Origin of the sequence: Cellulomonas phragmiteti (genome assembly GCF_016862775.1) — a bacterium.
In the GTDB taxonomy this organism is placed as follows: Bacteria; Actinomycetota; Actinomycetes; order Actinomycetales; family Cellulomonadaceae; genus Cellulomonas; species Cellulomonas phragmiteti.
This window is the reverse complement of the sequence record NZ_BONP01000008.1, coordinates 123,733-149,583: the sequence shown is the minus strand read 5'-3', so window position 1 is coordinate 149,583 and position 25,851 is coordinate 123,733. Positions and strand designations below refer to the sequence as shown.

Sequence of the window (25,851 nt, the reverse complement as noted above, 5' to 3'; positions counted from 1 at the left end):
CGACGCGGTGTCAGCACCGTCACACCCCGCGACCCGCGCCCCTGCCCGCCGCGGCCCCCGGCCGCCGGGCTACCGTGCCCGCGTGAGCCCTCAGTCGTCCGACCGGCCCGACGCGCCCCCGACCCGGGTCGTCCTCGACGTCGCCGGGCACGCCACGCTGCGGCCCGGGGCGCGCGCCGCCCTGCTCGAGGCCCTCGACCAGGGGTGGGCGGACCCGCGGCGGCTGTTCGCCGAGGCCCGACGGGCGCGCCTCCTCCTCGACGGCGCCCGGGAGGCGATCGCCGCCTGTCTCGGCGCCCGCACGGACGAGGTCGACCTCGTCGCGGGCCCCACGGCGGCGCTGCACGACGCGCTGCGTGCCGTCGCGCGCGGACGCCGCCGCGCCGGCGCGGACGTGGTGGTCGGTGCCGTCGAGCGCGCCGCCCTGCACCACGCCGCGCGGTTCGTCACCGAGCGCGGGGGCGGGCAGGTCCGCACGGTCGGCGTCGACACCCTGGGCCGGGTGGACGCCGAGCGGTTCGCCGCCGCCGTCGGCGAGGGCACCGCCGTGGCGGTCCTGCAGCACGCCAACGGGGAGGTCGGCACCCGCCAGCCGGTGGACGACGTCCACGCGGCGCTGCGCGGCACGGGCGTGCCGCTGCTGGTCGACGTCGGCGCGGCGGCCGGGCACGTCGACGTCGGACGCGCGGGCGACGTGATGGTCGCCGACGCCGGGGACTGGGGCGGCCCGCCGCTCGGCGTGGTGGTCACCCGGACCGGTGTGCGCCGCAGCCCCGACTGGCCGGAGGACGACGACCGCTGGTCCCCCGGCGGCGTGCACGTGCCCCTGGCGCTCGCGGCCGCCGTCGCCCTGCAGGAGGCCGTGGCCGACCGCGGGCGCGCCGACGCCCACCGCCGCGCGCTCGTCGACGTGGTGCGCCGCCGGGTGGCCGCCGAGGTCCCCGACGTCCAGGTCCACGGCGACCCGGTCGACCGGCTCCCGCACGTCGTGACCTTCTCCTGCCTCTACGCCGACGGCGAGTCGGTCGTCGACCGTCTGGACCGCGCAGGCTTCGGCGTCGGCTCGGGGTCGGCGTGCACGTCGAGCGCGCTCGAGCCGAGCCACGTGCTCGCCGCGATGGGCGTCCTCACGCAGGGCAACGTCCGGCTGTCGCTGCCGAGCGACGTGACGGCGGCGGACGTCCACCGGTTCTGCGACGTCCTGCCGGGCGCGGTCGCCGACGTCAGGGCCGCGCTCGGGGCGTGAGGGCCGCCGACCGGCCCGGCCGGGACACGGACGGGCCCGCACCCCCGGAGGGGTGCGGGCCCGTCGACGTCGTGCGACTCAGCTGAACGAACCGCCGCAGGCGCAGGCACTGCCCGCGTTGGGGTTGTCGATCGTGAAGCCCTGCTTCTCGATCGTGTCCGCGAAGTCGATCGTGGCGCCGTCGAGGTACGGCACGCTCATGCGGTCCACGACGACCTCGACGCCGTCGTAGTCGCGCGTCGCGTCACCGTCGAGCAGCCGCTCGTCGAAGTACAGCTGGTAGATCAGGCCCGAGCAGCCGCCGGGCTGCACGGCGACGCGCAGACGCAGGTCGTCGCGCCCCTCCTGCTCGAGCAGGCTGCGCACCTTGCCGGCAGCCACGTCGGTGAGCTGGACGCCGTGCGTCGCGGTCTGCGTGGTCTCGCTCATGTCACTCCCGGGTTCGCCAGAACGTTCCTCGCCGACGCCAACACCGTCGGCCGGACCGTTGTTCCCGACCAGACTACGTCGCCCGCGCGGGCGACCACGTGCGGGCGACCCGCGCCGCCCGGGCACGCAACGTCCCGACCGGGTCGGCGAGGGCCTCGCGGACCGCGTCGGGGCCCTCGGCGACCGCGTACGCGGCCGTGACGCCCGCTGCGGACAGCTCGCGACGCCCGACGAGCACCTCGCCGGACACGACGACGACGGGCACGGCCAGCGGCAGCGCCCGTGCCGCGACCTCGGCGACGACCTTGCCGTGCAGCGACTGCCAGTCCGTGCGCCCCTCCCCGGTGACGACGAGGTCGTGCGCACCGATCCGGGTCGGCAGGTCCACCGCGTCGGCGACGAGGCGCGCGCCGGGCAGCAGCCGTGCGCCGAGCAGCGCGAGCGCGAACCCGACACCGCCGGCCGCACCGGCCCCCGGCAGCGCGGCCGGGCGCCCCGCACGTGCGTCCGGGGCTCCCAGCAGGTCGGCCCCCGGACCGGTGCGCACAGGACCCAGCGCGGCGGTCGCGGCGTGCGCGAACGCCCCGAGGGCGCGCTCCAGGTCCTGCGCCTGCTGCGGCGACGCCCCCTTCTGCGGGGCGAACCCGGCGGACGCCCCCTGCAGCCCCAGCAGCGGCACGTCCACGTCCACCGCGGCGAGCAGGTCGACGCCGCGCAGCGCGTCCCGCAGGTCGGGCAGCCACCGCAGGTCCTCGGCCGCGACCGCGCCCAGCCCGCCCCCGCCGCCGCCGAGCAGGGCGGCGACGTCCGGGGCGACCGAGCCGGGCGGGAGCAGGGCGTCCGCGAGCGCGAGCAGCAGGCCGGCTCCCCCGTCGTTGGTGGCGGAGCCCCCGAGCCCGACGACGACCCGGTCCGCGCCGGGCAGCGCGGTGGCGATCAGCTCGCCGGCGCCGCGGCTGGTCGTGCGCGTCGGGTCCCGCAGGTCCGCCGGCACGAGGTCCAGCCCCAGCGCGTGGGCGGACTCCACGTGGACCGTCGTGCCGACGCGCAGCAGGGCGGCGGGGGTGGCAGCCCCGAGCGGGGACGTGACCGTCACCGGCTCGAGGCCGCCGCCGAGCGTGGCGTGCAGCGTGGCGACGAACCCCGGCCCGCCGTCCGCGAGCGGGCAGACGTCGAGCAGGTCGTGCGGGGCACCGTCCGCCCACCCGGAGCGCAGCACGTCGGCCGCCTCGGCGGGGGTGAGGCTGGTGCCGAAGCCGTCGGGGGCCAGGAGGACGCGCACGGCCCGATCGTGGCACGCCGGGACGGGGCCGGCGTCTCGGCGTCCGCGCGGCGTGTCCACGTGCCCGGGGTCGCCCGCCGTGGCGGCGACGGCTGTGGGATCATGCGGCGGTGAGCACCAGCACCGGCACGTTCACCGAGCCCGCCCCGTCCGCGCTCCTGCTGCTCGGTCGTGGCGTCGACCTGACGTCCGAGCGAGGGGTGGAGTGCGTCGGCGCGCTGCCCGACCCGGCCGACCCGACCCTCGTGGCGCGCGCGCAGGCCGCACGGGCCGCGCTGGGCGACCGGGCGTTCGTGCTGGGGCACCACTACCAGCGTGACGAGGTCATCGCGTTCGCCGACGTCACGGGCGACTCCTTCAAGCTCGCGCGTGAGGCGGCCGCCCGTCCCGACGCGGAGTTCGTCGTGTTCTGCGGCGTGCACTTCATGGCGGAGTCCGCCGACATCCTCACGTCGGACACCCAGCAGGTCGTGCTGCCGGACCTCGCCGCCGGCTGCTCGATGGCCGACATGGCGGCCATCGACCAGGTCGAGGACGCCTGGGACGTGCTGGTCGACGCCGGGGTCGCCGCGGACACGGTCCCGGTGACCTACATGAACTCCACGGCGGCGATCAAGGCGTTCACGGGCCGGCACGGCGGCACGGTGTGCACGTCGTCCAACGCGCACGTGGCCCTGCGGTGGGCCTTCGACCGGGTGGGCGGTCTCGAGGGTCGCGGCAAGGTGCTGTTCATGCCGGACCAGCACCTGGGCCGCAACACGGCGGTCACCCAGCTCGGCCTCTCGCTGGACGACTGCGTCGTGTTCGACCCGCGCAAGCCCGGCGGCGGCGTCACCGCCGCGCAGCTGCAGGCGGCGCGCATGATCCTGTGGCGCGGGCACTGCTCGGTGCACGGCCGGTTCTCGGCGCGCAACGTCGCGGACGTCCGTGCCGCGGTGCCCGACGTCACGGTGCTGGTCCACCCGGAGTGCACGCACGAGGTCGTCACGGCGGCCGACATGGTCGGGTCCACGGAGTACATCATCAAGGCGCTGGACGCGGCCGAGCCGGGGTCCTCCTGGGCGATCGGCACCGAGCTCAACCTGGTGCGCCGCCTGGCGGCGCACCACCCGGAGCTGACGGTGCACTACCTGGACTCGACGGTCTGCTTCTGCTCGACGATGAACCGGATCGACCTGCCCCACCTGGTGTGGACGCTGGAGTCGCTCGTCGAGGGGCGCGTGCCCAACCGGATCGTCGTGGACGCGGACGACGCCCACTGGGCGCGGGTCGCGCTGGACCAGATGCTGGCACTGCCGGGGCACTGACGCGCCACCGGCCCGGGAACGGCTCGAGGGGGTAGCCGATGTCGACCCAGTCCCCGCTGCGGGTGGGGGTCCTCGTGTTCGACGGCGTCGAGGAGCTCGACGCCGTGGGTCCGTGGGAGGTGCTCGCGTCCTGGGCGCAGCGCAGCTCCCTGCGCCCCGAGGTCCTGACCTTCTCCGCCGACGGCGCCGGGGTGCGCTGCGCCAAGGGCCTGAGCCTCGTCCCGGACACCGGCGCCGAGGACGTCGGCCCCCTGACGGTGCTGGTGCACCCGGGGGGCCGCGGCACCCGCACGCTGCTGACCGACGAGACGCACCTGGCGTGGGTCCGCCGGATGCGCGCGCGCACGCCGCTCATGACGAGCGTGTGCACCGGCGCCCTGGTCTACGCCGCCGCCGGTCTCCTGGCGGGCCGGCCCGCCACCACGCACCACAGCGCGCTCGACGCCCTCGTGACGGCCGAGCCGAGCGTCCTGGTCGACACCGACGCGAGGTTCGTCGACGACGGCGACCTCATCACGTCCGCCGGGGTCTCGGCGGGCATCGACATGGCCCTGCACCTGGTCGCCCGCCTCGAGTCGACCGACGCCGCGCTCGCGGTGCGTCGCGACCTGCAGTACGACCCGCTGCCTCCGGTGTGACGCCGGCGGGGCGACCGTGCCCGAGCACGGGCGCCGGTCGGTAACCTCGGCCCGGTGTCCCGGATGATCCAGCTCACGCTCGCCACCCTCCGCCCGCGCCGGGCCGTGCCCGGCCAGGACCTGCTCGACCCGTCGGTCACCCACCTGCGGGTGCGACCGGGCGACCTGGACCTCTACCGCCACACCAACAACGGTGTCTACCTGCAGTACCTGGACATCGGCCGGTCGAACTACCTCGCGGACCTCGGGGCGTACGGCCGCCTTGCCGCGCGCGGCTGGTACCCGGTGGTGGCCGCCTCGACCATGACGTACCGGCGGTCGTTGACCCTGGGGCAGCGGTTCACGGTCACCACGCGCGTGCTCGGGTGGGACGCCCGCGTCGTGTACCTGGAGCAGGTGGTCGAGCGCGGCGGGCACCTCGCCGCACGCGGCTGGCTCGCCGGCCGCTTCCTGTCGCGTGCCGGGGACCGCATCGCTCCCGCGGACGTCGTGGAGGTCATCGACGGCACCCGGCGGGAGAGCCCCGCGCTGCCCGACGACGTCGCCGCGTGGGCGCGCGCGGTCGACGTCGCCCACCGCTGACCGCGCGCGACCGCGTGCTCAGCCGCGTGCGGCCAGCACCTCGAGCAGCAGGACCTCCGCCAGCACGACGCGCTCGAGCTCGCCCAGGTGCACCGACTCGTCCGCGCCGTGCGCGCGGGAGTCGGGGTCCTCGACGCCCGTGACGAGGATCGTGGCCTCGGGGTACACGTCCAGCAGGTCGCCGATGAACGGGATCGACCCGCCCACGCCGATGTCGACGGGCGGCGTGCCCCAGGACGTGCGCATCGCCCAGCGTGCCGCCTGCATGCCCGCCGAGTCGGCGGGTGCGCGGAACGCACGCCCCTGCTCCCCCTCCTCGACGGTGACCTGCGCGCCGAACGGTGCGTGGTCCTCGAGGTGCCGGCGCATCGCCGACATCGCGGCCGCGGGGTCCTGACCCGGCGCGAGCCGCACCGACAGCTTGGCCGACGCCCGCGGGGTGATCGTGTTGGAGGCGCTCGCGACGCGCGGCGCGTCCAGCCCGATGACCCCGATGGCCGGACGCGTCCACAGCCGGGCCGTCAGCGGTCCCGTGCCGGCGAGCCGCACGCCCGGCAGGACGCCGGCGTCGGCGCGCAGGTCGGCCTCCTCGTAGTCGACGCTCGGGTCCTCGGCCCGCACGAGCCCGGCGACGGCGACGTCCCCGTGCTCGTCGTGCAGGGTCGCCAGCAGGCGTGCCAGCAGGGTGGGGGCGTCGAGCACCGGTCCGCCGAACATGCCGGAGTGGACGGCGTGGTCGAGCACCCGGACCTCGACCACCAGGTCCACGAGGCCCCGCAGCGACGTCGTCAGCCCCGGGACGCCGACCTTCCAGTTCGAGGAGTCGGCGACCACGATGACGTCGGCCGCGAGCAGGTCGCGGTGCGCGTGGAGGAAGTCGACGAAGGTCGGCGACCCCACCTCCTCCTCCCCCTCGACGAACACGGTCACGCCGACGCCGAGCTCGTCCCCGAGCGCCCGCAGCGCACCGACGTGCGCGACGACACCGGCCTTGTCGTCGGCGGCTCCGCGCCCGTACAGCCGCTCACCGCGCCGGGTGGGCTCGAACGGCGGCGACGACCAGTGGGCCTCGTCACCCGGAGGCTGCACGTCGTGGTGCGCGTACAGGAGCACCGTGGGCGCGCCGTCCGGCGCGGGACGCCGCGCGACGACGGCGGGGGCGCCCGCGACGCCGTCGGGGCCGACGACCCGCAGGACGTCGACCTCGGGCAGACCGGCCGCGCCCAGCAGCCGCGCGACGGCCTCGGCGGACGCCTCGACGTGGGCCTGGTCGAACTCGGCGTTTGACACGCTGGGGATGCGGACGAGCGCGTCGAGGTCCGCGCGGACGTCCGCGAACTGCTCGGCGACGCGCGCCCGCAGGGCGGCGACGCGGGCGTCGGTCGGGACGGCGGCAGGGTCGGTGGTGGTCACGTCCCACGACGCTACTCGACTACCCTGGTCGGGTGTTCGGACGCAAGCAGGACCCCCCGCCGACCGTCGACGCGCCCGTCGTGGACGAGCCGCCGCAGCCCGTGCCCACGGGCAAGGGCCGCCCGACGCCCCGACGCAAGGAGGCGGAGGCCCGCAACCGGCGCCCGCTCGTGCCCGCGGACCGCCGCGCGGCCGCCAAGGAGGCCCGGGCCAAGGCGCGCGTGCAGCGCGACCTGGAGTACCAGGCGATGCGCAACGGGGACGAGCGTCACATGCCGGCGCGCGACCGCGGCCCCGTGCGGCGGTACGTGCGCGACAGCGTCGACGCGCGGTGGAACCTCGGGGAGTTCTTCCTGCCCCTGGCTGCGGCGTTCCTCGTCCTGCAGTTCGTCACCGCGAGCACGGCACCGGTCGTCGCGTTCGCGTCGCTCGTCGTGCTGTACGTCTACATCATCGCGTCCATGATCGACGCGTGGCTCATGTGGCGCGGTCTGAAGCAGCGTCTGGCGGCGAAGTTCGGCGACGCGGCCCTGCTGCGCGGCCTGACGATGTACGCGGTGCTGCGCGCGTTCCAGGTGCGTCCCTCGCGGCTGCCGAAGCCGCGGGTCAAGCACGGGCAGCACCCGGCCTGAGGCGACCGGGCCCGGCGGCTCCCGTCAGCCCCCGCAGGCCCGCACGGCCTGGAGCACGACGAATCCGATGAACAGCAGCGGGACGATCGGGGACAGGCCGTTGCGCCGAGCGGGAGCCGGCGACGCGGGCGGCGCCGCCGGGCGCACCGGGTCCGGGCGGACGTCCGCCGGCCCGCCGGAGGGGCGACCCGGGCCGCCCACGGGCACCCAGCGGTGCTCGGGCGTGAGCACGTGCCCGTTGACGACGTCCCCCACCTCGTAGGTGCGGCGGGCCGGTGCTGCGGCGCTCGCCCGGGCGGCGGCGCGCTCGGTGGCCCGCCCGGCTGCGGCACGCGCGTCGGCCGCCCGGTGCTCGACCGCACGGTGCTCGGCGGACGCGTGCTGGGACGCGGCGCGCCGCTCGGCGGCGGCACGCTCACCGGCGAGCTGGTGCTCCGCCGCACGTCGCGCCGCACGCTCGGCGGCGGACGGCTCCGCGGACGAGGGCGCGGGGACCTGAGGCCGCGCCGCACCCTGCTGCCGCGCCCTGCCGCCCTCCGCGCGCGCCCGCACCCGCGCCTCGAGCGGGGTCCAGTCCCCGTCCGGTGTCAGGACGTGGCCGTCCACGACGTCACCGGCGACGTACGGCTCGGACGGCGCCCGGCGCAGCGGCACCCAGGCGAGGTCGGCGTCGAGCAGGTGCCCGTCGACGACGTCCCCGACCTGGTACGGCGAGCCCGTCGTCGGCGAGCGTCGCACCCACTCGCCCGCCGCGGTCAGCTCGTAACCGTCCACCACCGCACCGACCGTGTACATCGTCCTCCTCGACCCGCGGGCGGACGTGGTCCGACCTGGTGGCAGGCTACCGCTCGACCGGCACCGTGAGCCGCGGCAGGAGCACGTGGACGAGCGGACCGATCGCGAGGGCGTACGCCAGGGTGCCGACCCCGACGGTGCCGCCCAGCGCCCAGCCCGCGGCCACGACGACCACCTCGATGGCCGCGCGCACGAGCCGGACCGACCACCCGGTGCGCGCGACGAGTCCCGTCATCAGGCCGTCACGGGGGCCGGGGCCGAGGCGCGCGCCGACGTACAGGGCGGTCGCCAGACCGTTGAGGGCGATGCCGACCACCACCAGCGCACCGCGCGCGGCGAGCGGCAACGGCTCGGGCAGCAGGGCGGCGAGCGCGAGGAACGGGTCCACGAGCGCACCGATGACGACCACGTTGGCGACCGTGCCGACACCGGGACGCTGCCGTAGCGGCAGCCACGCCACGAGGACGACGAGGGACACCACCACGGTGACGGTCCCCAGGGAGCGCCCGGTGGCACGCGCGAGGCCCTGGCTCAGCACGTCCCAGGGCATCGACCCGAGGTGCGCGTGGACGAGGAGGGCGATGGACGCCGCGTACAGCACCAGCCCGCCTCCGAGCTGGGCGCCACGACGGCGGTCGGTGCGGTGGCGGCGCACGGGCGCAGGGCGCCGACGGTCGGTGCCACGTGCGAGCGTCAGCACCCCTGCCCCTCCCCCTCGGCCGAGCGTGCCGGCGGCGGACGGTGACCCAGCCCGTCGCCGCGGACGGTCCGGGCGAGCTGCACCAGGACGAGGAGGAGGAGGAGGACGGCTGCTGCCACCCACGGGGGCGAGATCATGGCCCTACTCTGCGGAGCCGGTGGCATTGCATTCCATATCCACTTGGCAGATAGTGGCCACATGACGGGAGACGCTGATCGCCGGGTGAGCGGGCCCCGGCTCCGCACGCTGCTCGGGTCGTGGCAGCACCACGGGCCGGCCTACCGCTCGCTCGCCGACGCCCTGCGCGGCCTCACCCGCTCCGGGACGCTGCCCCTGGCCACCCGGCTCCCCGGTGAGCGCGAAGTCGCCGACGCGCTCGGCGTCTCGCGCACCACCGTGACCGCGGCGTACGACCTGCTGCGCGACGAGGGCTTCCTCGTCAGCCGACGAGGGTCGGGCACCGTGACGACCCTGCCCGCGCAGGCGCGCGACCGCGCACCCGCCCGGCTGGGCACCGCCGAGGACGGTCTCGTCGACCTGTCCGCCGCCGCACCCCCGGCTCCGCCCCAGCTGGCGCAGGCGTGCGCGGACGCCCTGGACGCGCTGCCCCGCCACACGTCGCGCGCCGGCTACGCGCCGCTCGGCCTGCCCGAGCTGCGCGCGGCCGTGGCGGCGCGCTACACGGCGCGCGGGGTCCCGACCACGCCCGACCAGGTGCTCGTCACCACCGGCGCGCAGCAGGCGATCCACCTGCTGGCCGGCGCCTTCGCCGGGGCCGGCGACCGTGCGGTCGTCGAGCACCCGACGTACCCGCACGCGATCGACGCGGTCCGGGCCGCCGGCGCACGCGCCGTTCCGGTGCCGGTCCTGCGGCACGGCACGGACCTCGAGCTGCTCGCGTCGACCGTCCGCCAGGCGTCGCCGCGCCTGGTGTACCTGGTCCCCGACCACCACAACCCCACCGGGACGTCGCTGTCGCCCGAGGGTCGCGAGCAGGTACGCGACCTGGCTCGACGCACCCGCACCGTCGTCGTGGGCGACGAGACCCTCACCGACCTCACGCTCGACGGTCCGGCGCCGGCGCCGTTCGCCGGGTCCGGCGCCGGCGACCGGTACGTCGTGTGCGTCGGCTCGGCGTCCAAGTCCTTCTGGGGCGGCCTGCGCGTCGGCTGGCTACGCGGTCACCCCGATCTCGTCGGTGCACTCGCCCAACGACGGGCGCACGTGGACCTCGGCACGTCGGTGCTCGACCAGCTGGTGACCGTCGAGCTGCTCGCGCGCGCCGACGAGGTCCTGGGGCAGCGTCGCGCCACGCTCCGCGAGCAGCGCGACGGACTGGTGCGGATGCTCGCCCAGGACCTGCCCGACTGGCGCCTCGCCGTGCCCGCGGGCGGCCTGTCGACGTGGGTCGACCTGGGTGCACCCGTCTCGACCGCGCTCGCGGCGCTCGCGCACGGCTACGGAGTCCGCATCGCCCCCGGCCCGGCGTTCGGCGTCGACGGCACGTTCGACGACCACCTCCGCGTGCCGTTCTCCCAGCCCGTCGACGCGCTGCGCCGGGCTGTGGACGGGCTCGCCGCCGGGTGGGCGGCCCTCGGCTCCGGGGCTCCCGCTCGGGCGTCCGGAGCGCAGCCCGCGCTCGTGTGACGCGCTCAGTCGCCCGGCAGCTCGATGCCCGGGAGGAGGTCCTCGCTGTCGTTCTGCAGCACGGCGCGGCGCACGCCCTGCCCGGCGAGGGCGCGCCAGTGCTCGCCGAGCCACTGCTCGGCCTCGAACCGGGCGAGGAACACCGGGCTGCCCGGCCGCTCGACGTCCGCGCCGTCCGCCGCGACCAGACGCCAGCGCCAGCGCGGGCGCACGACCATCACCGCCGACCCCCCGTCGCGCCGGCGGTCTCGGCGGCGAGCGCACGGCCGATGCGGGCTGCGAGGGTCGGTCCCTCGTAGATGAACGCCGTGTAGGCCTGCACCAGCGTCGCACCCACCGCGAGGTACTCCCGGGCGTCCGCGGGCCCGCTGACGCCGCCGACCCCGATGATCACGGCCTCCTCGCCGAGTCGCGTGCGCAGCCGCGCGACGACGTCGAGCCCCCGGGACAGCACGGGCGGGCCCGACAGACCACCCGGGCCGAGGTCGTGCGCGATCGTCGTGTTGACGGCCACGACACCGTCGAGCCCGAGCTCGGCCACGAGGTCGGCCACCGCGTCGACGTCGGCGTCGGACAGGTCGGGCGCGATCTTCACCAGGACGGGCACCGCCGGACGCCCCGACCGCGAGGTGGCCTCGTCCGCGGCGACGCGCGTCGCGGTGAGCACCGGTCGCAGCGCGTCGACCGCCTGCAGGTCCCGCAGCCCCGGCGTGTTCGGTGACGACACGTTGACGACCAGGTAGTCCGCGTAGGGCGCCAGGCGCGAGGCGCTCGTCGCGTAGTCGGCCGCGGCGTCGTCCGCCGGCGTCACCTTCGTCTTGCCGATGTTGACCCCGACCACGAGCGAGCGGCCACGGGGCGTGGCACGCAACCGCCGCAGCCGCGCCGCGACCGCGGCGGACCCCTCGTTGTTGAAGCCCATCCGGTTGCGCAGCGCGCGGTCCTCCACGATGCGCCACAGGCGGGGCCTGTCGTTGCCCGGCTGCGGGTGCGCGGTGACCGTGCCGACCTCGACGAACGCGAACCCCAGCATCGCGAGGCCCTCGACCGCGCGCGCGTCCTTGTCGAAGCCCGCGGCGAGCCCGAACCGGCCCGGCACGGTGCGGCCCCACACCTCGACGCGCCCCGCGTCGCCGCGCGGCACGCGCAGCACGCGGGACACGACCCACCGCAGGCCGGGGACGCGACCGACGGCACCGATGAGGGTGAACGCCACCTCGTGCGCCCGCTCGGGGTCCATGCGACGGAACACCAGGTCGAACAGCAGCCGGTACACGGCGCTCACCCTACGGCCGGCGGCGCGGCGGGCGGGCGGGCGTCCACGGCGGACGCGCCCCGGCCGGTGCGGCGCAGCCACCACAGCCCGACGAGCGGGAGGACGAGCGGCACGTACCCGTACCCGGCGCCGAACTGCGACCACACCGTCTCGTCCGGGAAGTCCCCCACGTCGACGAGCGACAGGGTGCCGACCGTCAGCACGCCGACCACCTCGAAGACGACCGCCGACCACGCGAGGGTCCGCAGGTCGCGCGCCAGCGCGTACGTCGCGACGGCGTACACCAGGCCGGCGACGAGCGACAGCACGTACGCCACGGGCGCCTCCTGCAGCTTGGTGCCCACCTGGTAGAGCCCGCGCGCGGACGCCGCGAGCGCGAGGACGCCGTAGACCGCGACGAGCAGCCGGCCCGCCCCCGTCCCGGTCGGGCGACGTCCGGGCGCCGCACCGCGCGGCCCGCTCGCCACCTCACGCCCCCCAGATCTGCAGGAGCCGCAGCTCGAGGAACGCGACCGTCAGCGCGGCGACCAGCAGCACGACCGAGCTCCACCGGGTCCGCTCCGCGAACGCCCACGCGGCGGCGACCGGCAGGACCACCAGCTGCGTCGCCACGTACCCCCACAGCAGCCAGCCGTCGACGTCGCGGTCGCCGGCCGCCTGCAGCACCCCGAGCACCACGGCCTGGACGGCCAGGACGACCTCCACGACCGCCGCTCCCCACAGCTGGCGCAGGACCACGGCCCGGTCGGCGACGACGAACCAGGCGGCCCAGACGGCCAGCGCCAGGCACAGGGCGGCGACGAGCAGGGCGAGGGGGACGAGCACGGGTCGACAACCTACCGGTCGCCGCCCGGCGGCGCCCACGGCGCGCGCCGGTACCGCCCGCCCGCGCCGCTACGATCGGGGGCGTGATCTCGCTGACCTCCACCGACCCCAGCCAGCTCGACGTCGACGCCCTCGTCGTGGGCGTGCACGTCCAGGGCACGTCCGTGGTGCCCGTGGGCGCGGACTGGCTGCCCGCCGAGCTCACCCGCCAGATCACGCAGGACGGCGCCCGCCTCGGGATCACCGGCGCGGTCGACGAGGTGCGCCGGTTGCCCGGCACCGGCCTGAAGGCCGCGACCCTCGTGGTCACGGGCCTGGGCGACGGCCCCGTCGACGCCACCACCCCCGCCGGTGCCGAGCTGCTGCGGCGCGCGAGCGGTGCCGCGACCCGCGAGCTGACGGGCCTGGCGTCCGTGGCCCTGGCCCTGCCCGCCACCGACCGGGAGGCGGTCGCGGCCGTGGCCGAGGGCGCGCTGATCGGCGCCTACGTGTTCGACCGCTACCACGCCCAGGACGCGCCGGTCGGCCGCGTCGAGATCGTGACCCCCCTGGCGAAGGACAAGGCGACGCAGGCCGTGCTGGCACGCGCCGAGGTGGTCGCCGCGGCGGTCCACGGCACGCGCGACCTCGTCAACGCCGCGCCGAACGACCTCTACCCGGCGGCCTTCGCCGACGTGGCCAAGGCGGCGGTCAAGGCCGCCGACGCGAGGTCGCTGAAGGTCACCGTGCTCGACGAGAAGGCGCTGGCCGCCGGTGGATACGGCGGCATCGTCGGCGTCGGGCAGGGCTCGGCCCGCCCGCCGCGTCTCGTCAAGGTCGCCTACAGCCCTTCGAAGGCCAAGGGCCACGTCGCGCTCGTCGGCAAGGGCATCACGTTCGACTCGGGCGGCATCTCGATCAAGCCGGCCGCCGGCATGGAGGCGATGAAGTCCGACATGGCCGGCGCGGCCGCCGTGCTGCACACCGTCGTCGCGGCCGCGCGCCTGGGGCTGCCGGTGGCGGTGACCGGTTGGCTCTGCCTCGCGGAGAACATGCCGTCCGGCACGGCGCAGCGCCCGTCCGACGTCGTGACGATCCGCGGCGGCACGACCGTGGAGGTCCTCAACACCGATGCCGAGGGCCGGCTGGTGATGGCGGACGGCCTGGTCGCGGCCGTCGAGGAGAAGCCCGACCTCGTGGTCGACATCGCGACGCTCACCGGCGCGCAGGTCGTCGCCCTCGGGCACCGCGTCTCGGCCGTCATGGGCACGGACGAGGCACGCGCCGAGGTGGTCGACGCGGCGCACGGCGCCGGCGAGCAGTTCTGGCCCATGCCCCTGCCGGCCGACCTCAAGGTCGGGCTGAAGTCGAAGGTCGCCGACCTCGCCAACATCGGTGACCGGTTCGGCGGCATGCTGACCGCCGGCATCTTCCTGCAGCACTTCGTCGGGTCGACCCCGTGGGCGCACCTCGACGTGGCCGGCCCGGCGTTCAACGAGCGCACCGCGTTCGGGTACACGCCCGTGGGCGGGACCGGCGTCGGCGTGCGCACCCTCCTGCGGCTGCTGGAGCAGCGCGCGTCCTGAGCCGTCGACGGGGCGACCGCCGGCGCGCGCCGGCTCAGGCCCGCTCGGCCGCGCGGCGCTTGCGCTCGATGCGCTGCCGCGCGTTCCAGTCCCGCACCCGCTGCGGGTACCCGGTGCGCTGCACGTCGTACACCGGGATCTGCAGGTCGCGCGCGAGCGCCGCCGCGGCACGCTCGTCCGGGACCTTGCGACGCGTCCACTCGCCGTCCGTCGCGACGAGCATGAGCGTCGTCGGGGTGACGTTGGTCTGTGGCTCGACGTAGGCCTCGACGCCCACGCGCGTGCTGACGAAGTCCCGCAGGTACGCGAGCGTCTCGGCGCGCGCGTCGCGACCGGTGGGTGCGCCGGAGGGCGATCCGGACCGGTCGGGGCGGCGACGTGAGAACAGACCCATGGCCGGGACTTTACCGACGGACCCTGGGTGCTGCCTGGACGCGGCCCGTGCGACGTCCCGACCACCCGCCACCGGCCGCGGTCATGGGACGACTGTCGCGGGACTCACACCGCCCGATGTGCTAGCCGGTTCGTCGCGGCGCGGACGGGATGACAAGATGGGCGAGCAGCAAATCCCACACCCTGCGAGGAGTGCGCACGTGGCCGACACCGGCACCGCTTTCGACATCGTCGTCCTGGGCGGAGGCAGTGGCGGCTACGCCGCTGCGCTGCGCGCCGCCGAGCTGGGCAAGACCGTCGCCCTGGTCGAGGCCGACAAGGTGGGGGGCACCTGCCTGCATCGGGGATGCATCCCGACCAAGGCCCTCCTGCACGCGGCCGAGCTGGCCGACAACGCCCGCGAGGGTGCGCACTTCGGGGTGCACACGCACCTCGAGCGCATCGACATGGGCGGGGTCAACCAGTACAAGGACAGCGTGATCGGCCGTCTGTACAAGGGGCTGCAGGGGCTCATCAAGTCCCGCAAGATCGAGGTCGTCGAGGGCTACGGCAAGCTCACCGGGCCGCACACCGTCCAGGTCGGCGACCGCACGCTCACCGGTGAGCACATCGTGCTCGGCACCGGCTCGTACGCGCGCTCCCTGCCCGGGCTGGAGATCGGCGGCCGGGTCATGACCTCGGACCAGGCGCTCACGCTCGACTACGTCCCCCGCTCGGCGATCATCCTCGGCGGCGGCGTGATCGGGTCGGAGTTCGCGAGCGTCTGGCGGTCGTTCGGCGCCGACGTCACGATCATCGAGGCGCTCCCCCACCTCGTGCCCAACGAGGAGGAGGTCATCTCCAAGGCCTTCGAGCGCGCGTTCCGCAAGCGCGGCATCGCGTTCAACCTGGGGGTGCGGTTCTCGGGCGTCACCCAGGACGACAACGGCGTGCACGTCTCGCTCGAGGACGGCAAGACGTTCGACGCGGACCTCCTGCTCGTGGCCGTCGGCCGTGGGCCGAGCACCTCCGGTCTCGGGTTCGAGGAGCAGGGCATCACGCTGGACCGCGGCTTCGTCATCACCGACGAGCGCCTGCACACCGGCGTCGCCAACATCTACGCGGTCGGCGACATCGTCCCCGGCCTGCAGCTGGCCCACCGCGGGTTCCAGCAGGGCATCTTCGTGGCCGAGCAGATCGCGGGGCTCAACCCGCCGCTCATCGAGGAGTCCGGCATCCCGCGCGTGACGTACTCCGACCCCGAGGTCGGGTCGGTCGGCGTCACCGAGAAGCGGGCCAAGGAGCTCTACGGCGACGACGCCGTCGAGACCCTCGAGTACAACCTGGGGGGCAACGGCAAGAGCCAGATCCTCGCGACCCAGGGGTTCATCAAGCTGGTCCGCAAGAAGGACGGCCCGGTCGTCGGCGTGCACATGATCGGTGCACGCGTCGGCGAGCTGATCGGCGAGGGTCAGCTGATCGTCAACTGGGAGGCCTACCCGGAGGACGTCGCGCAGCTCGTGCACGCGCACCCCACGCAGAACGAGGCTCTCGGTGAGGCGTTCCTCGCGCTCGCCGGCAAGCCGCTGCACGCCCACAACTGACCCCAGGATCGAAGGAGACACGAGCGGTCATGTCCGACAACGTGCAGCTTCCCGCGCTCGGTGAGTCCGTCACCGAGGGCACCGTCACCCGCTGGCTCAAGGCCGTCGGCGACACCGTCGCCGTCGACGAGCCCCTGCTCGAGATCTCGACCGACAAGGTCGACACCGAGATCCCGTCGCCGTTCGCCGGCGTGCTCGAGCAGATCCTCGTCCAGGAGGACGAGACGGTCGAGGTCGGCGCCACGCTCGCCGTCATCGGCTCGGGCGAGGGCTCCGGCGACTCCGGCTCCGGCGCCCAGGAGGCCCCTGCCCAGGAGAAGACTGAGGAGGCCCCCGCCGAGGAGGCCCCCGCCGAGGAGCCTGCCGCCGAGCAGTCCGCGCAGCAGCCCGTCGAGGAGCACGAGGACGCCCCGGCCCCCTCGGCACCGTCCGGCGGTGGCGAGGGCCAGGAGGTCACGCTCCCGGCGCTCGGTGAGTCCGTCACCGAGGGCACCGTCACCCGCTGGCTCAAGGCCGTCGGCGACGAGGTCGCCGTGGACGAGCCGCTGCTCGAGATCTCGACCGACAAGGTCGACACCGAGATCCCGTCGCCGGTTGCCGGGACGCTGCAGGAGATCCGCGTCCAGGAGGACGAGACCGTCGAGGTCGGGGCGGTCCTCGCGGTCGTCGGGTCCGGAGCCGCGGCGTCCGCCAGCGAGCAGCCGGCAGCCCCGCAGGAGCCGAGCGAGCAGCCGGCGGCCTCCGGCGGGCAGCAGGAGACGCAGGACGCGGCCGGCTACGAGGCGCCCGCACCGGAGGCCGAGCAGGCGCCGGCACCTGATCAGCCCGCACCGGCCGCGCAGGAGGCGGCCGCCGCGCAGCCCACGGCCCAGTCCCCCGCTCCGCAGTCGGGCGCCTCGCCGTCGGGCACCCCGCAGCCCGCCGCCGGCGGGTCGTACCTCACGCCGCTGGTCCGCAAGCTCGCCGCCGAGAAGGGCGTGGACGTCACGACGCTCACGGGCTCCGGCGTCGGCGGGCGGATCCGCAAGGAGGACGTGCTCGAGGCCGCGGCGAAGGCCGAGGAGGCGCGCAAGGCGGCCGAGGCACCGGCTCCCGCTGCGGCCGAGGCCGCTCCCGCGCCCGCCAAGGCCGCGCCACCCGCGCAGGTCTCGCCGCTGCGCGGCACGACCGAGAAGGCCAGCCGGCTGCGCCAGATCATCGCCGAGCGCATGGTCGAGGCCCTGCACACGCAGGCCCAGCTCACGACGGTCGTCGAGGTCGACGTCACCCGGATCGCGCGGCTGCGCGCCCGCGCGAAGGAGGACTTCAAGGCACGCGAGGGCGTCAACCTCACGTTCCTGCCCTTCTTCGTGCAGGCCGCCGTCGAGGCCCTCAAGACGTACCCCAAGGTCAACGGGGTGCTCGAGGACAAGACGATCACCTACCACGGCCAGGAGAACGTCGGCATCGCGGTCGACACCGAGCGCGGTCTGCTCGTGCCGGTGATCCGCGACGCGGGCGACCTCAACATCGCCGGCATCTCCCGCAAGATCGCCGACCTGGCAGCCCGGACGCGTGCCAACAAGGTCACGCCGGACGAGCTCTCGGGTGCGACCTTCACGGTGACCAACACCGGCTCGGGCGGCGCGATCATCGACACCCCGATCGTGCCCGGCGGCACGTCCGCGATCCTCGGCACGGGCGCGATCGTCAAGCGCCCGGTCGTCGTGAAGGACGCCGACGGTGCCGAGGTCATCGCGATCCGGTCGATGTGCTACCTCTGCCTGTCGTACGACCACCGGCTGGTCGACGGGGCCGACGCGTCGCGCTACCTCACCGCGGTGAAGAACCGGCTCGAGGAGGGGGCGTTCGAGGCCGAGCTCGGCCTCTGACGCTCGCGCAGCCCTCCCGGGGCCGTCCACCGCCAGGTGGGCGGCCCCGCGTCGTCCCCGGCCCGCACCGTGCCGCGCGGCGCCACGCCGCGGCGTCCGGCCGTGCCCACCGTGCCGCGATCGCCTCCCGTGGCTAGGGTGACCGACATGCGCGTGCTCGTGGCCGGGTCGTCCGGTCTGGTCGGGACGGCGCTCGTGCAGCACCTGCGCGAGTCCGGCCACGACGTCGTCCGTCTGGTACGACGGGATCCCCGGTCCCCCGGCGAGGCCGCGTGGGACCCCGTCGCCGGGACGATCGACACCGCGGCGGTCGCCGCGAGCGACGCGGTGGTCGACCTCGCAGGCGTCAACGTCGCGTCCCGCCCGCTGACGGCCGCACGCAAGCGTGAGGTCGTGTCCTCACGCGTGCAGACGGCCGGGCTGCTGTCCCGCACGCTCGCCGAGCTCGCGGGCTCGCGGGAGGGCCGAGCGCCGCAGGTCCTGCTGCAGGCGTCCGGCATCGGCGCCTACGGCGACCGCGGGGACACGCTGCTGGGCGAGGACGAGCCGCTGGGCGACACGTTCTTCGCGGGTGTCGTGCGCCGGTGGGAGGCGGCGACCTCGCCCGCCCAGGACGCCGGAGTGCGCGTCGTGCACCTGCGCACGGGCATCGTGCTCAGTGCGCGCGGCGGTGCCGCTGCACCCCTGCTCCTGCCGTTGCGCGCCGGTGTCGCCACGCGCCTCGGCTCCGGGCGGCAGTACTGGAGCTGGATCAGCCTGCTGGACGAGGTACGTGCGATCACGCACCTGCTGCACGCACCCGTGCACGGTCCGGCGAACCTGGTGGCGCGTGCGGACCGTCACGCCGACCTGGTCGCCGCGCTCCGGTCGGCCTGGGGCGCGCGGGTCACGCTCCCGGTGCCCGCACCCCTGCTGCGCGTCGCGCTGCGCGACTTCTCCTCGGAGGTGCTCGGGTCGATCAACGCCGACGCCCGGGTGCTGCGCGACTCGGGCTTCGAGCCGCGGCACGCCACCGCGGACGACGTCGCGCACTGGCTCAGGGCAGCGCGCCGCCCGGCTCCCTGACGTCCCACACCCGCCACCCGGCCGGCGTCCACCGCAGCACCAGCTCGACCGTCCGCGCCGAGGTCGCCGGGACGTCCGTGCGCTCCCCCGTCACGGCGACGCGCGTGTGCGCGGACATCGTCGAGGTGACCTCGACGGTCGCGTCACCCTCCGGCGTCGCCCCGGTCCAGGTCGTCGACGTCACGTCCACCGCGAGGCCCTCGCTGCGGGCACCTGCGAGCTGCGCGACGAGGGCGGTGTCCGCGGCGAGCGCCGGCGACCCGGCGACCCCGAGCGCCGCGAGGGCATCGGCGTCGGCGTCCGCGAGCGCCGCCGTGCGCAGGCGTGTGAGGGCCGCCGCGGCCGTCGCGGGGTCCTGCCGGTCGCCCAGGCCCGCGCCGGGCACGGGTGCCGTCGGGGTGGGCCCGGCCGACGCCACGGGCGTCGCGGCGTCCGCCGACGACCCGGGCAGGTGACGGACGGCCAGGGCGCCGGCGGCGAGGACCACCACCACGGCTGCGCCCGCCGCCACGGGCCACCACCGGCGGCGGCGCTGCTCGCGACGCGCGCGCCGGGGCGGGGCGGACGTCTCGGCCTCCCGCGGGATGCCGCTGCGCCCCGCAGCGAGCGCGACCTGGGCCCCGGCCAGCTCGTCGGCCTCGGGGACCTGGACGGGCTCGGCCGAGGCGACCGCGAACACCGCGTCGACGACCTCCTGCGGGGTCGCGCGGCCGCGCAGGAGCGCCTCCAGCGCGTCACGCAGGCGGACCGCCTCCTCCAGGCCCGCCGCGAGGTGGGCGTCCAGCGGCGGCATCAGGCCCAGCAGGGCGGCGACGAGGCGGTGCACGTCGCCGGTGGGCGTCCCCACGTCGCGCAGCGCGCCGCGCAGGTCCACCAGGACGGGCACGCCACCGGGTCGCAGGACGACACGGTCGGCACCGACGGCGCCGTGCGCCAGGCCCGTGGCGTGCAGCGCCGCGAGCGCCTGCGCCACGGGCACCGCCACGGTGACGACCTCGCCGTCGGCCAACGGCGGGCGGGCCGCTCGCACGGCTGCCAGGGTGGGTCCCGGCACGTGCTCGCACACGAGGGCGACACGGCCCGGCCCCAACGGCTCGACGGCGAGGACCCGCGCGAGGTGCGGGTGGTCGAGCGCCGTGAGCGTGCCCGCACGTCCGGGGAGGGTCGCGTCCACCGGGACGTCGGCCACGAGCACCTCGAGCCAGGGGCCGTCGGCCTCGTCGACAGGACGGGCGACCCACCACGAGCCGTCCGTCCCCACGGCCGAGGCGACACGGGCCCCGTGCGCCTGCAGGAGCCGGGTCACGTCGTCCGGTGGTGGGGCGGCGGTGTGCACCCCGACATCCAACACCGCCGGTGTCACCGTGCGGGCGCGTCGTCCACAGGGCCGGGAGCGTCGAGGAGCTGGGCGACGCCCGTGTCGGCGGCGACCCGGGCGGCGTCGAGCACGCGCGCGGTCGCGACGGCGTCCGCGGGGTCCACGGGCAGCGGGCCGGCACCGCGCAGCCACGCCTGGACCGCGCGGTAGAGGTCGCCGTGGCCGCCCGGCGCGCGCGGGACGGCCGTGCGCTGCGCACCTCGCACCAGCCAGCCCTCGTGGACCGGCTCACCGGGCCGTCGGCCGGCCTCCTGCGCGTCGTCGAGCACGGCGAACGGGGTCGGCTCGCCCTCGAAGCTGGTCACGAGGTACGCGCCGTGCTCCCCCAGCACGCGGGTCCGCGGCCCGGGCGCCCCGACCAGCCCGCCGCCCCACAGGTGGGAGACGACGTGGTGCCCGGTCGCGTCCGGGACGTGCTCGAGGGCGAGGAACACGTCGTCGAGCGCGGGGGTGGTCAGGGCACGCAGCTCGGCGTGGACACGGCGGACCGGTCCGAACAGCTGCACGGCCGAGTCGACGAGGTGGGCGCCGAGGTCCAGCAGCAGGCCGCCGGCGACGGTGTCCTGCTCCTTCCAGCGGTGCTGCGGCTGCGGGCGGAACCTCTCCCACCGTCGCTCGAACCGGTGGACACGCCCCAGGGTCCCGGCGTCCAGGAGCGTGCGCAGCGTCAGCTGCTCGGGGTCCCAGCGACGGTTCTGGAACACGGTGAGCCGGCCGCCGCGCTCCTGTGCGAGGCGCACCAGGGCGGCGGCCTGGACCCGTGTCGTGGCCAGGGGCTTGTCGACGAGCACGGGCAGGTCCGCCTCGAGGGCGGCGCGCACGTGCGCGGCGTGCTCGCCGGTCGGGCTCGCGACGACGACGAGGTCCAGGTCGTCGGCGTCGGCGAGCAGGGAGTCGACGTCCGGCAGCACGCGTGCACCCGGCCAGTCCGCGGCCACCTGGTCGCCGCGACCGCGCGTGACGACCGCGACCACCTGCTGCCCCGTCTCACGCGCGAGACGGGCGTGGATCCCCCGCCCGGCAGCGCCGTACCCGATCAGCCCGATGCGCAGCGGCTCCATGCCGCCACTCTAGGAGGCGGTCAGGTCGCGGCCGCACCGGACGCGGCGTGCACCCCGTGCTCCGGGCGCCGCGCGAGCGCGCTCGGCCACCAGGTGCGCGGTCCCAGGTCGTGCACCAGCCCGGGCACGAGCAGGCTCCGCACCACGAACGTGTCGACGAGCACGCCGAGCGCCACGATGAAGGCGAGCTGCGCGAGGAACAGCAACGGGATGACGGCGAGCGCCGCGAAGGTCGTCGCGAGCACCAGGCCGGCCGACGTGATGACTCCCCCGGTGACCGCCAGCCCACGCGTGACGCCGTCACGCGTCCCGACGGCCCGGGACTCCTCGCGCACGCGTGTCATGAGGAAGATCGAGTAGTCGACGCCCAGCGCGACGAGGAACACGAACCCGTACAGGGGCACCACCGGATCCGCGTCGGGCAGGTCGAGCACGTGGTTGAACACCACCGCCGAGAGGCCGATCGCCGCGCCGAACGACAGCACGTTGGCCGCCATGAGCAGGACGCCCGCCACGACCGAGCGCAGCAGCAGCATGAGGATCAGCAGGATCACGACCAGCACGACCGGCACGATGACGCGCAGGTCGCGCTCGCTGGCGATCTGCGTGTCCAGGGTCTCCGCGGCCGGCCCGCCGACGAGGGCGTCGGGCGCCACGGCCGTGACCGCCGCGCGCAGGTCGGCGACGGCGTCCACGGCCTCCTGGCTGTCGGACGGCGCGTCGGTGACCACGTCGACCCGGACGCGACCGTCGACGACGACCGCGGGGGCCGACCCGGCGCCGGGCGCACCCGCGGGCGCGCCGGTGTACGCCGCGGCGGAGGAGATCCCCTCGACGCCCTGCGCGGCGTCGACGACCGCGTCGAGGTCGGCCTGCGGCACCACGACGAGGGCGGGCTGCACGGCGCCGGCCGGGAAGTGCTCGGCCAGCACCTCCTCACCGGCGACCGAGTCGACGGCGGTGAGGAAGACGTCGCTCTGGCTGGTGCCTCCCGCGCGGAACGTCGGCACGAAGACGGCGGCGAGCAGGAGCACCGTGGCACTGACGATCCAGACGGGGCGGGCGCGGCGGGCGACGAACCGGGCCCACCGGGCCCACAGGCCGGTGCCCTCGGACGCGTCGACCGCGGCGGGTGCGACGGCAGTCGCGTGCTCGCCGTGCGTCGCAGGCCCGGACGCGTCCGCCCGCCGCGGGGCCCGCGGCCAGAAGAGCGCGCGCGAGCGCCGACCCGCGACGAGGAGGATCGCGGGCAGCAGGGTGAGGGCGGCGAGCAGTGCCGCGCCGATGCCGATCGCGGCCACGGGTCCCAGGCTGCGGTTGGACGCGAGGTCCGACAGCAGGAGGCACAGCAGACCGGCGACGACCGTGCCGGCGCTCGCCGCGATGGGCTCGAGGGACTGCCGCCACGCCACGCGCATGGCGTCGGCCGGGTGGTCGACGTGGCGCAGCTCCTCGCGGTACCGCGCGACGAGCAGCAGGGAGTAGTCGACCGCGGCGCCCACGACGAGGATCGACAGGATGCCCTGCGCCTGGCCGTTGAGCACGAGGACGCCGGCGTCGGCGAGCTCGTACACGACGAGCCCGGCGAGCGCGAGCGCGAAGACGGCGGTGAGGATGACGACGAGCGGCAGGAACGGCGAGCGGTAGACGACGACGAGGATGAGCAGCACCGCGCCGAGGGCGACGAGCAGCAGGAGGCCGTCGATGCCCGCGAACGCGGTCCCGAGATCGGTGATGAACCCGGCCGGTCCGGTGACCCAGGCCTGGAGCCCGAGCGGGCCGGCGTCGGCCGCGGTCGCACCGAGGTCCTCGGCGAGCCCGTCGCGCAGGTCCGCGACCAGCAGGTTGGTGAGGGACTCCTCGTCGACCAGGATCCCGGCCGACGCTGCGTCGAGCGGGACGGCCAGCAGGATCGCCTCGCCGTCCTGCGCGGGGACCGGCGCGATGTCGCCGGTGAGGTGGTCGGACCAGGTGCCGCCCGCGACGGCGACGTCGGGGAACCGCGCGGCGAAGCCCGCGACCGCTGCGAGCTGCTCCGGGGTGACGTCGCCACCCCCGGCGGGGGTCAGCACGACGAGCGCGGGTAGGGTCTGCGTGTCGACGAACTCGCGTGAGGCCTCAGCGGCCAGCGTGGACTGTGCCGACGACGGCAGGAACGCCGCGGAGTCGTTGGTCTGGACCTGGGACAGCCGCCCCTGGGCGGCGCCGCCCACCGAGGCCAGTCCCATCCAGACGACGAGCACCACGGCGACGGCGACCGCTCGGGCCACGCGATTCCTCAGCATGCTGAGTATCATGAGGCCGGACCGGCGACTCGGCAAACCGGGAGAACGCGTGAGCATGGAGCAGGGTCCGCCGCCCGACCACTGGCCCGTGGGTCGGATGCTGTCGGCGACGGCACGGCGCATCGAGCGCGCCTGGGACGCCCACCTCGCCTCCTGGGACCTCAACCACGCGAGCCTGCCGGTGCTGGTCCACCTCACCATGGCCCCCATGTCGCAGCGCGAGCTGGCCGACGCGTGCGGGGTCACCGAGCAGACGATGAGCCGCGTCGTCGCCCGGCTCGTGCGCACCGACTACGTCACCCGCCGCCCCCACGCCGAGGACCGCCGTCGCCACGTCGTGGCGATCACCCCGCAGGGCAGCGCCGCGCTCGCCGCGTGCGCCGACCCCGCACCCGCCCAGCAGGAGGTCCTCGGCCACCTGCCGCCGGAGCGTCGCGCCCTGCTCGAGGAGCTCATGCGCGAGGTCGTCGCGCCCTGGGCCCAGCTGCCCGCCCCCTCGGAGGGCGTGACCGACCGCCCCACCTCGACGACGGCATAGCCTGACGACCATGCACGTCGACCCCCTCGAGCTCGGCACACGCCTGCAGCCGTACGTCCCGACCTGGGAGCTGCAGCGCGAGGTCCACGCCGCCGTCGCTGCCGGGGAGCGCGAGGACACCCTGCTGCTGGTCGAGCACGAGCCGGTCTACACCGCGGGCAAGCGGACGGCGCGCTCGGACCGGCCGCAGGACGGCACCCCGGTCGTGGACGTCGACCGCGGCGGACGCATCACCTGGCACGGTCCCGGCCAGCTCGTGGGGTACCCGATCGTGCGCCTGGCCGAGCCCGTCGACGTCGTGCGCTACGTCCGGGCGCTGGAGGAGGCGCTGATCCGCACGTGCGCCGACGTGGGGGTGGGCGCCGGGCGCGTCGAGGGCCGCAGCGGCGTCTGGCTGCCCGCGGACGACGCCGGCACCGCTCCGGTCCCCCGGCGCGCACGCAAGGTCGCCGCGATCGGGGTCCGTGTCGCGCGGGGCACGACCATGCACGGCTTCGCGCTGAACTGCACCGCGTCGCTCGACTGGTACTCCCGGATCGTGCCCTGCGGCATCGACGACGCCGACGTCACCACGCTCTCGGACGAGGCGGGGCGCGAGGTGACGATCGCCGAGGTCACACCCCTGGTCGTCGCCCACCTCCACGACACGCTGACACCCCTGCTCGCCGGCCCGCACGGCGCGGCGGTGCGCTCGCCGAGCGGCGGGCGCACGGCCGGCTAGCCCTCCCGCTGCAGCGAGCGCAGCGCCCGCGCGATCCCCTGCGCCCACGCCCGCACCGCGTCGAGGTCGCGGAAGTCGCCGGCGTCCGCCCGGGTGAGGGCCACGAGCGCCCGCTCGGAGATGTTGAGCCCGTCACGGTCGAGGCGGCCGGCGAACACCGCCACGTCCCGCACCCCCGTCGTCCGCGCGATGTCCGTCACGTCGTCGGGGACCGTCGCCGGCATCGGCGGGTCGCCGACCGGTCCGGACCAGAACAGCCACGACGGCCGCTGCCGCAGCTGACCGGCCTGCCGGTCGACCAGGTCACGCAGACCGAGCCCGAGCCGCCCGACGTACACCGCGGAGCCCATGACCACGGCGTCGTAGGGGTCCACGTGCTCGACGTCGTCAGGCTCGACCTCGTCCACGTCGTGGCCCGCGGCGCGCAGCTGCTCCGCGACCTCGGACCCCATCTCGCGCGTCGCGCCGTGCCGAGACGCGACCGTCACCAGGACGCGCATCGCGCCACCTCCTCCAGGCCGGCCGTCGCGCCCGGCGGACCTCCGCCGTGCGCGACCGTTTCGTCCAGCCTGCCCCCGCGCGGCTGCGGGCGCGCGGGACCGAGGTCCCCGTCACACCG

27 protein-coding genes are annotated in these 25,851 nt (G+C 75.9%); 12 read left to right on the top strand and 15 right to left on the bottom strand.

From position 1 onward, the window contains the following. Window positions 1-82 precede the first annotated feature (82 nt). Entirely contained in the window at window positions 83-1,246 is a 1,164-nt protein-coding gene (locus Cph01nite_RS08995) for a cysteine desulfurase family protein (RefSeq protein WP_203673359.1), read from the top strand. A 78-nt stretch (window positions 1,247-1,324) separates the two neighbouring features. Here Cph01nite_RS08995 and erpA read toward each other — a convergent pair whose 3' ends face one another. Together erpA and Cph01nite_RS08985 are read right to left on the bottom strand one after the other, a co-directional pair. Next, window positions 1,325-1,675 carry an iron-sulfur cluster insertion protein ErpA gene (gene erpA / locus Cph01nite_RS08990; RefSeq protein WP_013117313.1) on the bottom strand — a complete coding sequence of 117 codons (351 nt, stop codon included), beginning with the start codon at window positions 1,673-1,675 and terminating at the stop codon, window positions 1,325-1,327. A 73-nt stretch (window positions 1,676-1,748) separates the two neighbouring features. After that, window positions 1,749-2,957: a glycerate kinase gene (locus Cph01nite_RS08985; RefSeq protein ID WP_239069150.1), complete on the bottom strand. Its 1,209-nt coding sequence runs from the start codon at window positions 2,955-2,957 to the stop codon at window positions 1,749-1,751. A 110-nt stretch (window positions 2,958-3,067) separates the two neighbouring features. Here Cph01nite_RS08985 and nadA point away from each other — a divergent pair, with 110 nt between their 5' ends. The 3 genes from nadA (at window position 3,068) to Cph01nite_RS08970 (ending at window position 5,484) form a co-directional block, all read left to right on the top strand. After that, entirely contained in the window at window positions 3,068-4,264 is a 1,197-nt protein-coding gene (gene nadA, locus Cph01nite_RS08980; RefSeq protein ID WP_203673358.1) for a quinolinate synthase NadA, read from the top strand. 38 nt (window positions 4,265-4,302) lie between these two features. Then, window positions 4,303-4,902, top strand: coding sequence for a DJ-1/PfpI family protein (locus tag Cph01nite_RS08975; RefSeq protein ID WP_203673357.1), 600 nt, complete (start codon window positions 4,303-4,305; stop codon window positions 4,900-4,902). 63 nt (window positions 4,903-4,965) lie between these two features. Next, window positions 4,966-5,484: an acyl-CoA thioesterase gene (locus Cph01nite_RS08970; RefSeq protein WP_203673454.1), complete on the top strand. Its 519-nt coding sequence runs from the start codon at window positions 4,966-4,968 to the stop codon at window positions 5,482-5,484. A gap of 18 nt (window positions 5,485-5,502) precedes the next feature. Here the strand turns inward: Cph01nite_RS08970 and Cph01nite_RS08965 are convergent, their stop codons facing one another. Beyond that, window positions 5,503-6,897 (bottom strand): dipeptidase, encoded by a 1,395-nt coding sequence (locus tag Cph01nite_RS08965; protein WP_203673356.1) that lies wholly within the window; start codon window positions 6,895-6,897, stop codon window positions 5,503-5,505. A gap of 32 nt (window positions 6,898-6,929) precedes the next feature. On the opposite strand from Cph01nite_RS08965, the gene Cph01nite_RS08960 reads away from it, so the two are divergent. Further along, window positions 6,930-7,529, top strand: coding sequence for a DUF3043 domain-containing protein (locus tag Cph01nite_RS08960; RefSeq protein ID WP_203673355.1), 600 nt, complete (start codon window positions 6,930-6,932; stop codon window positions 7,527-7,529). Window positions 7,530-7,553: 24 nt separating this feature from the next. Here the strand turns inward: Cph01nite_RS08960 and Cph01nite_RS08955 are convergent, their stop codons facing one another. Genes Cph01nite_RS08955 through Cph01nite_RS08945 form a run of 3 tightly spaced genes read right to left on the bottom strand, consistent with a single transcriptional unit; the run spans window position 7,554 to window position 9,161 of the window. Beyond that, window positions 7,554-8,324 carry a hypothetical protein gene (locus Cph01nite_RS08955; protein ID WP_203673354.1) on the bottom strand — a complete coding sequence of 257 codons (771 nt, stop codon included), beginning with the start codon at window positions 8,322-8,324 and terminating at the stop codon, window positions 7,554-7,556. 46 nt (window positions 8,325-8,370) lie between these two features. Next, complete coding sequence (gene yczE, locus Cph01nite_RS08950) at window positions 8,371-8,979, bottom strand: membrane protein YczE (protein WP_203673448.1); 609 nt, start codon at window positions 8,977-8,979, stop codon at window positions 8,371-8,373. A gap of 38 nt (window positions 8,980-9,017) precedes the next feature. Then, window positions 9,018-9,161 carry a hypothetical protein gene (locus Cph01nite_RS08945; RefSeq protein WP_203673353.1) on the bottom strand — a complete coding sequence of 48 codons (144 nt, stop codon included), beginning with the start codon at window positions 9,159-9,161 and terminating at the stop codon, window positions 9,018-9,020. Window positions 9,162-9,222: 61 nt separating this feature from the next. On the opposite strand from Cph01nite_RS08945, the gene yczR reads away from it, so the two are divergent. After that, window positions 9,223-10,671, top strand: coding sequence for a MocR-like transcription factor YczR (yczR, locus tag Cph01nite_RS08940; RefSeq protein ID WP_203673352.1), 1,449 nt, complete (start codon window positions 9,223-9,225; stop codon window positions 10,669-10,671). A gap of 5 nt (window positions 10,672-10,676) precedes the next feature. Here yczR and Cph01nite_RS08935 read toward each other — a convergent pair whose 3' ends face one another. The 4 genes from Cph01nite_RS08935 to Cph01nite_RS08920 are packed head-to-tail and all read right to left on the bottom strand — an operon-like array spanning window position 10,677 to window position 12,772. After that, window positions 10,677-10,889, bottom strand: a complete 213-nt coding sequence (locus tag Cph01nite_RS08935) for a hypothetical protein (RefSeq protein ID WP_203673351.1) — start codon at window positions 10,887-10,889, stop codon at window positions 10,677-10,679. After that, window positions 10,889-11,947, bottom strand: a complete 1,059-nt coding sequence (locus Cph01nite_RS08930; protein ID WP_203673349.1) for a quinone-dependent dihydroorotate dehydrogenase — start codon at window positions 11,945-11,947, stop codon at window positions 10,889-10,891. The genes Cph01nite_RS08935 and Cph01nite_RS08930 overlap by 1 nt, the downstream gene beginning before the upstream one ends. 5 nt (window positions 11,948-11,952) lie before the next feature. After that, the gene (locus tag Cph01nite_RS08925; protein WP_203673347.1) at window positions 11,953-12,414 is read right to left on the bottom strand and encodes a hypothetical protein; all 462 of its coding nucleotides are present in this window, start codon (window positions 12,412-12,414) and stop codon (window positions 11,953-11,955) included. A gap of 1 nt (window position 12,415) precedes the next feature. Further along, a complete protein-coding gene (locus Cph01nite_RS08920) occupies window positions 12,416-12,772 on the bottom strand; it encodes a hypothetical protein (RefSeq protein WP_203673344.1) in 357 nt (118 codons plus the stop codon). Window positions 12,773-12,855: 83 nt separating this feature from the next. Here Cph01nite_RS08920 and Cph01nite_RS08915 point away from each other — a divergent pair, with 83 nt between their 5' ends. After that, window positions 12,856-14,337 (top strand): leucyl aminopeptidase, encoded by a 1,482-nt coding sequence (locus Cph01nite_RS08915; RefSeq protein WP_203673342.1) that lies wholly within the window; start codon window positions 12,856-12,858, stop codon window positions 14,335-14,337. 34 nt (window positions 14,338-14,371) lie between these two features. On the opposite strand, the gene Cph01nite_RS08910 is transcribed toward Cph01nite_RS08915, so the two are convergent. Beyond that, the gene (locus tag Cph01nite_RS08910; protein WP_203673340.1) at window positions 14,372-14,731 is read right to left on the bottom strand and encodes an oxidoreductase; all 360 of its coding nucleotides are present in this window, start codon (window positions 14,729-14,731) and stop codon (window positions 14,372-14,374) included. 199 nt (window positions 14,732-14,930) lie between these two features. Here Cph01nite_RS08910 and lpdA point away from each other — a divergent pair, with 199 nt between their 5' ends. The 3 genes from lpdA to Cph01nite_RS08895 all read left to right on the top strand — a co-directional run bounded on the left by lpdA (window position 14,931) and on the right by Cph01nite_RS08895 (window position 19,249). After that, on the top strand, window positions 14,931-16,313 hold the full coding sequence (lpdA, locus tag Cph01nite_RS08905) for a dihydrolipoyl dehydrogenase (protein WP_203673338.1): 1,383 nt from the start codon (window positions 14,931-14,933) through the stop codon (window positions 16,311-16,313). Window positions 16,314-16,342: 29 nt separating this feature from the next. After that, a complete protein-coding gene (gene sucB / locus Cph01nite_RS08900; protein ID WP_203673336.1) occupies window positions 16,343-18,184 on the top strand; it encodes a 2-oxoglutarate dehydrogenase, E2 component, dihydrolipoamide succinyltransferase in 1,842 nt (613 codons plus the stop codon). A 147-nt stretch (window positions 18,185-18,331) separates the two neighbouring features. Continuing rightward, entirely contained in the window at window positions 18,332-19,249 is a 918-nt protein-coding gene (locus tag Cph01nite_RS08895) for a TIGR01777 family oxidoreductase (RefSeq protein WP_203673334.1), read from the top strand. Here the strand turns inward: Cph01nite_RS08895 and Cph01nite_RS08890 are convergent. The 3 genes from Cph01nite_RS08890 to Cph01nite_RS08880 are packed head-to-tail and all read right to left on the bottom strand — an operon-like array spanning window position 19,221 to window position 23,973. Continuing rightward, window positions 19,221-20,585 (bottom strand): serine/threonine-protein kinase, encoded by a 1,365-nt coding sequence (locus Cph01nite_RS08890; protein ID WP_203673332.1) that lies wholly within the window; start codon window positions 20,583-20,585, stop codon window positions 19,221-19,223. The two genes, Cph01nite_RS08895 and Cph01nite_RS08890, sit on opposite strands and share 29 nt — an antisense overlap. Window positions 20,586-20,608: 23 nt before the next feature. Continuing rightward, window positions 20,609-21,688 carry a Gfo/Idh/MocA family oxidoreductase gene (locus Cph01nite_RS08885; RefSeq protein WP_203673331.1) on the bottom strand — a complete coding sequence of 360 codons (1,080 nt, stop codon included), beginning with the start codon at window positions 21,686-21,688 and terminating at the stop codon, window positions 20,609-20,611. Window positions 21,689-21,708: 20 nt separating this feature from the next. Then, window positions 21,709-23,973, bottom strand: a complete 2,265-nt coding sequence (locus Cph01nite_RS08880) for an MMPL family transporter (protein WP_239069149.1) — start codon at window positions 23,971-23,973, stop codon at window positions 21,709-21,711. 55 nt (window positions 23,974-24,028) lie between these two features. Between Cph01nite_RS08880 and Cph01nite_RS08875 the strand changes: the two genes are divergently transcribed. Both Cph01nite_RS08875 and lipB read left to right on the top strand, forming a co-directional pair. Next, the gene (locus Cph01nite_RS08875; protein WP_203673446.1) at window positions 24,029-24,511 is read left to right on the top strand and encodes a MarR family winged helix-turn-helix transcriptional regulator; all 483 of its coding nucleotides are present in this window, start codon (window positions 24,029-24,031) and stop codon (window positions 24,509-24,511) included. Between the two features lie 10 nt (window positions 24,512-24,521). Beyond that, entirely contained in the window at window positions 24,522-25,232 is a 711-nt protein-coding gene (lipB, locus tag Cph01nite_RS08870) for a lipoyl(octanoyl) transferase LipB (RefSeq protein ID WP_203673328.1), read from the top strand. Here lipB and Cph01nite_RS08865 read toward each other — a convergent pair. After that, entirely contained in the window at window positions 25,229-25,732 is a 504-nt protein-coding gene (locus Cph01nite_RS08865; protein ID WP_203673327.1) for a flavodoxin domain-containing protein, read from the bottom strand. The two genes, lipB and Cph01nite_RS08865, sit on opposite strands and share 4 nt — an antisense overlap. Between the last annotated feature and the right edge of the window lie 119 nt (window positions 25,733-25,851).

What these genes read in the sequence shown, in the direction of transcription:
- erpA (WP_013117313.1), bottom strand. Translation starts at nt 1,675, where the DNA reads ATGAGCGAGACCACGCAGACCGCGACGCACGGCGTCCAGCTCACCGAC.
- Cph01nite_RS08975 (WP_203673357.1), top strand. Translation starts at nt 4,303, where the DNA reads ATGTCGACCCAGTCCCCGCTGCGGGTGGGGGTCCTCGTGTTCGACGGC.
- Cph01nite_RS08970 (WP_203673454.1), top strand. Translation starts at nt 4,966, where the DNA reads ATGATCCAGCTCACGCTCGCCACCCTCCGCCCGCGCCGGGCCGTGCCC.
- Cph01nite_RS08955 (WP_203673354.1), bottom strand. Translation starts at nt 8,324, where the DNA reads ATGTACACGGTCGGTGCGGTGGTGGACGGTTACGAGCTGACCGCGGCG.
- Cph01nite_RS08945 (WP_203673353.1), bottom strand. Translation starts at nt 9,161, where the DNA reads ATGATCTCGCCCCCGTGGGTGGCAGCAGCCGTCCTCCTCCTCCTCCTC.
- yczR (WP_203673352.1), top strand. Translation starts at nt 9,223, where the DNA reads ATGACGGGAGACGCTGATCGCCGGGTGAGCGGGCCCCGGCTCCGCACG.
- Cph01nite_RS08935 (WP_203673351.1), bottom strand. Translation starts at nt 10,889, where the DNA reads ATGGTCGTGCGCCCGCGCTGGCGCTGGCGTCTGGTCGCGGCGGACGGC.
- Cph01nite_RS08910 (WP_203673340.1), bottom strand. Translation starts at nt 14,731, where the DNA reads ATGGGTCTGTTCTCACGTCGCCGCCCCGACCGGTCCGGATCGCCCTCC.
- sucB (WP_203673336.1), top strand. Translation starts at nt 16,343, where the DNA reads ATGTCCGACAACGTGCAGCTTCCCGCGCTCGGTGAGTCCGTCACCGAG.
- Cph01nite_RS08895 (WP_203673334.1), top strand. Translation starts at nt 18,332, where the DNA reads ATGCGCGTGCTCGTGGCCGGGTCGTCCGGTCTGGTCGGGACGGCGCTC.
- Cph01nite_RS08885 (WP_203673331.1), bottom strand. Translation starts at nt 21,688, where the DNA reads ATGGAGCCGCTGCGCATCGGGCTGATCGGGTACGGCGCTGCCGGGCGG.
- Cph01nite_RS08880 (WP_239069149.1), bottom strand. Translation starts at nt 23,973, where the DNA reads ATGCTGAGGAATCGCGTGGCCCGAGCGGTCGCCGTCGCCGTGGTGCTC.
- Cph01nite_RS08875 (WP_203673446.1), top strand. Translation starts at nt 24,029, where the DNA reads ATGGAGCAGGGTCCGCCGCCCGACCACTGGCCCGTGGGTCGGATGCTG.
- lipB (WP_203673328.1), top strand. Translation starts at nt 24,522, where the DNA reads ATGCACGTCGACCCCCTCGAGCTCGGCACACGCCTGCAGCCGTACGTC.
- Cph01nite_RS08865 (WP_203673327.1), bottom strand. Translation starts at nt 25,732, where the DNA reads ATGCGCGTCCTGGTGACGGTCGCGTCTCGGCACGGCGCGACGCGCGAG.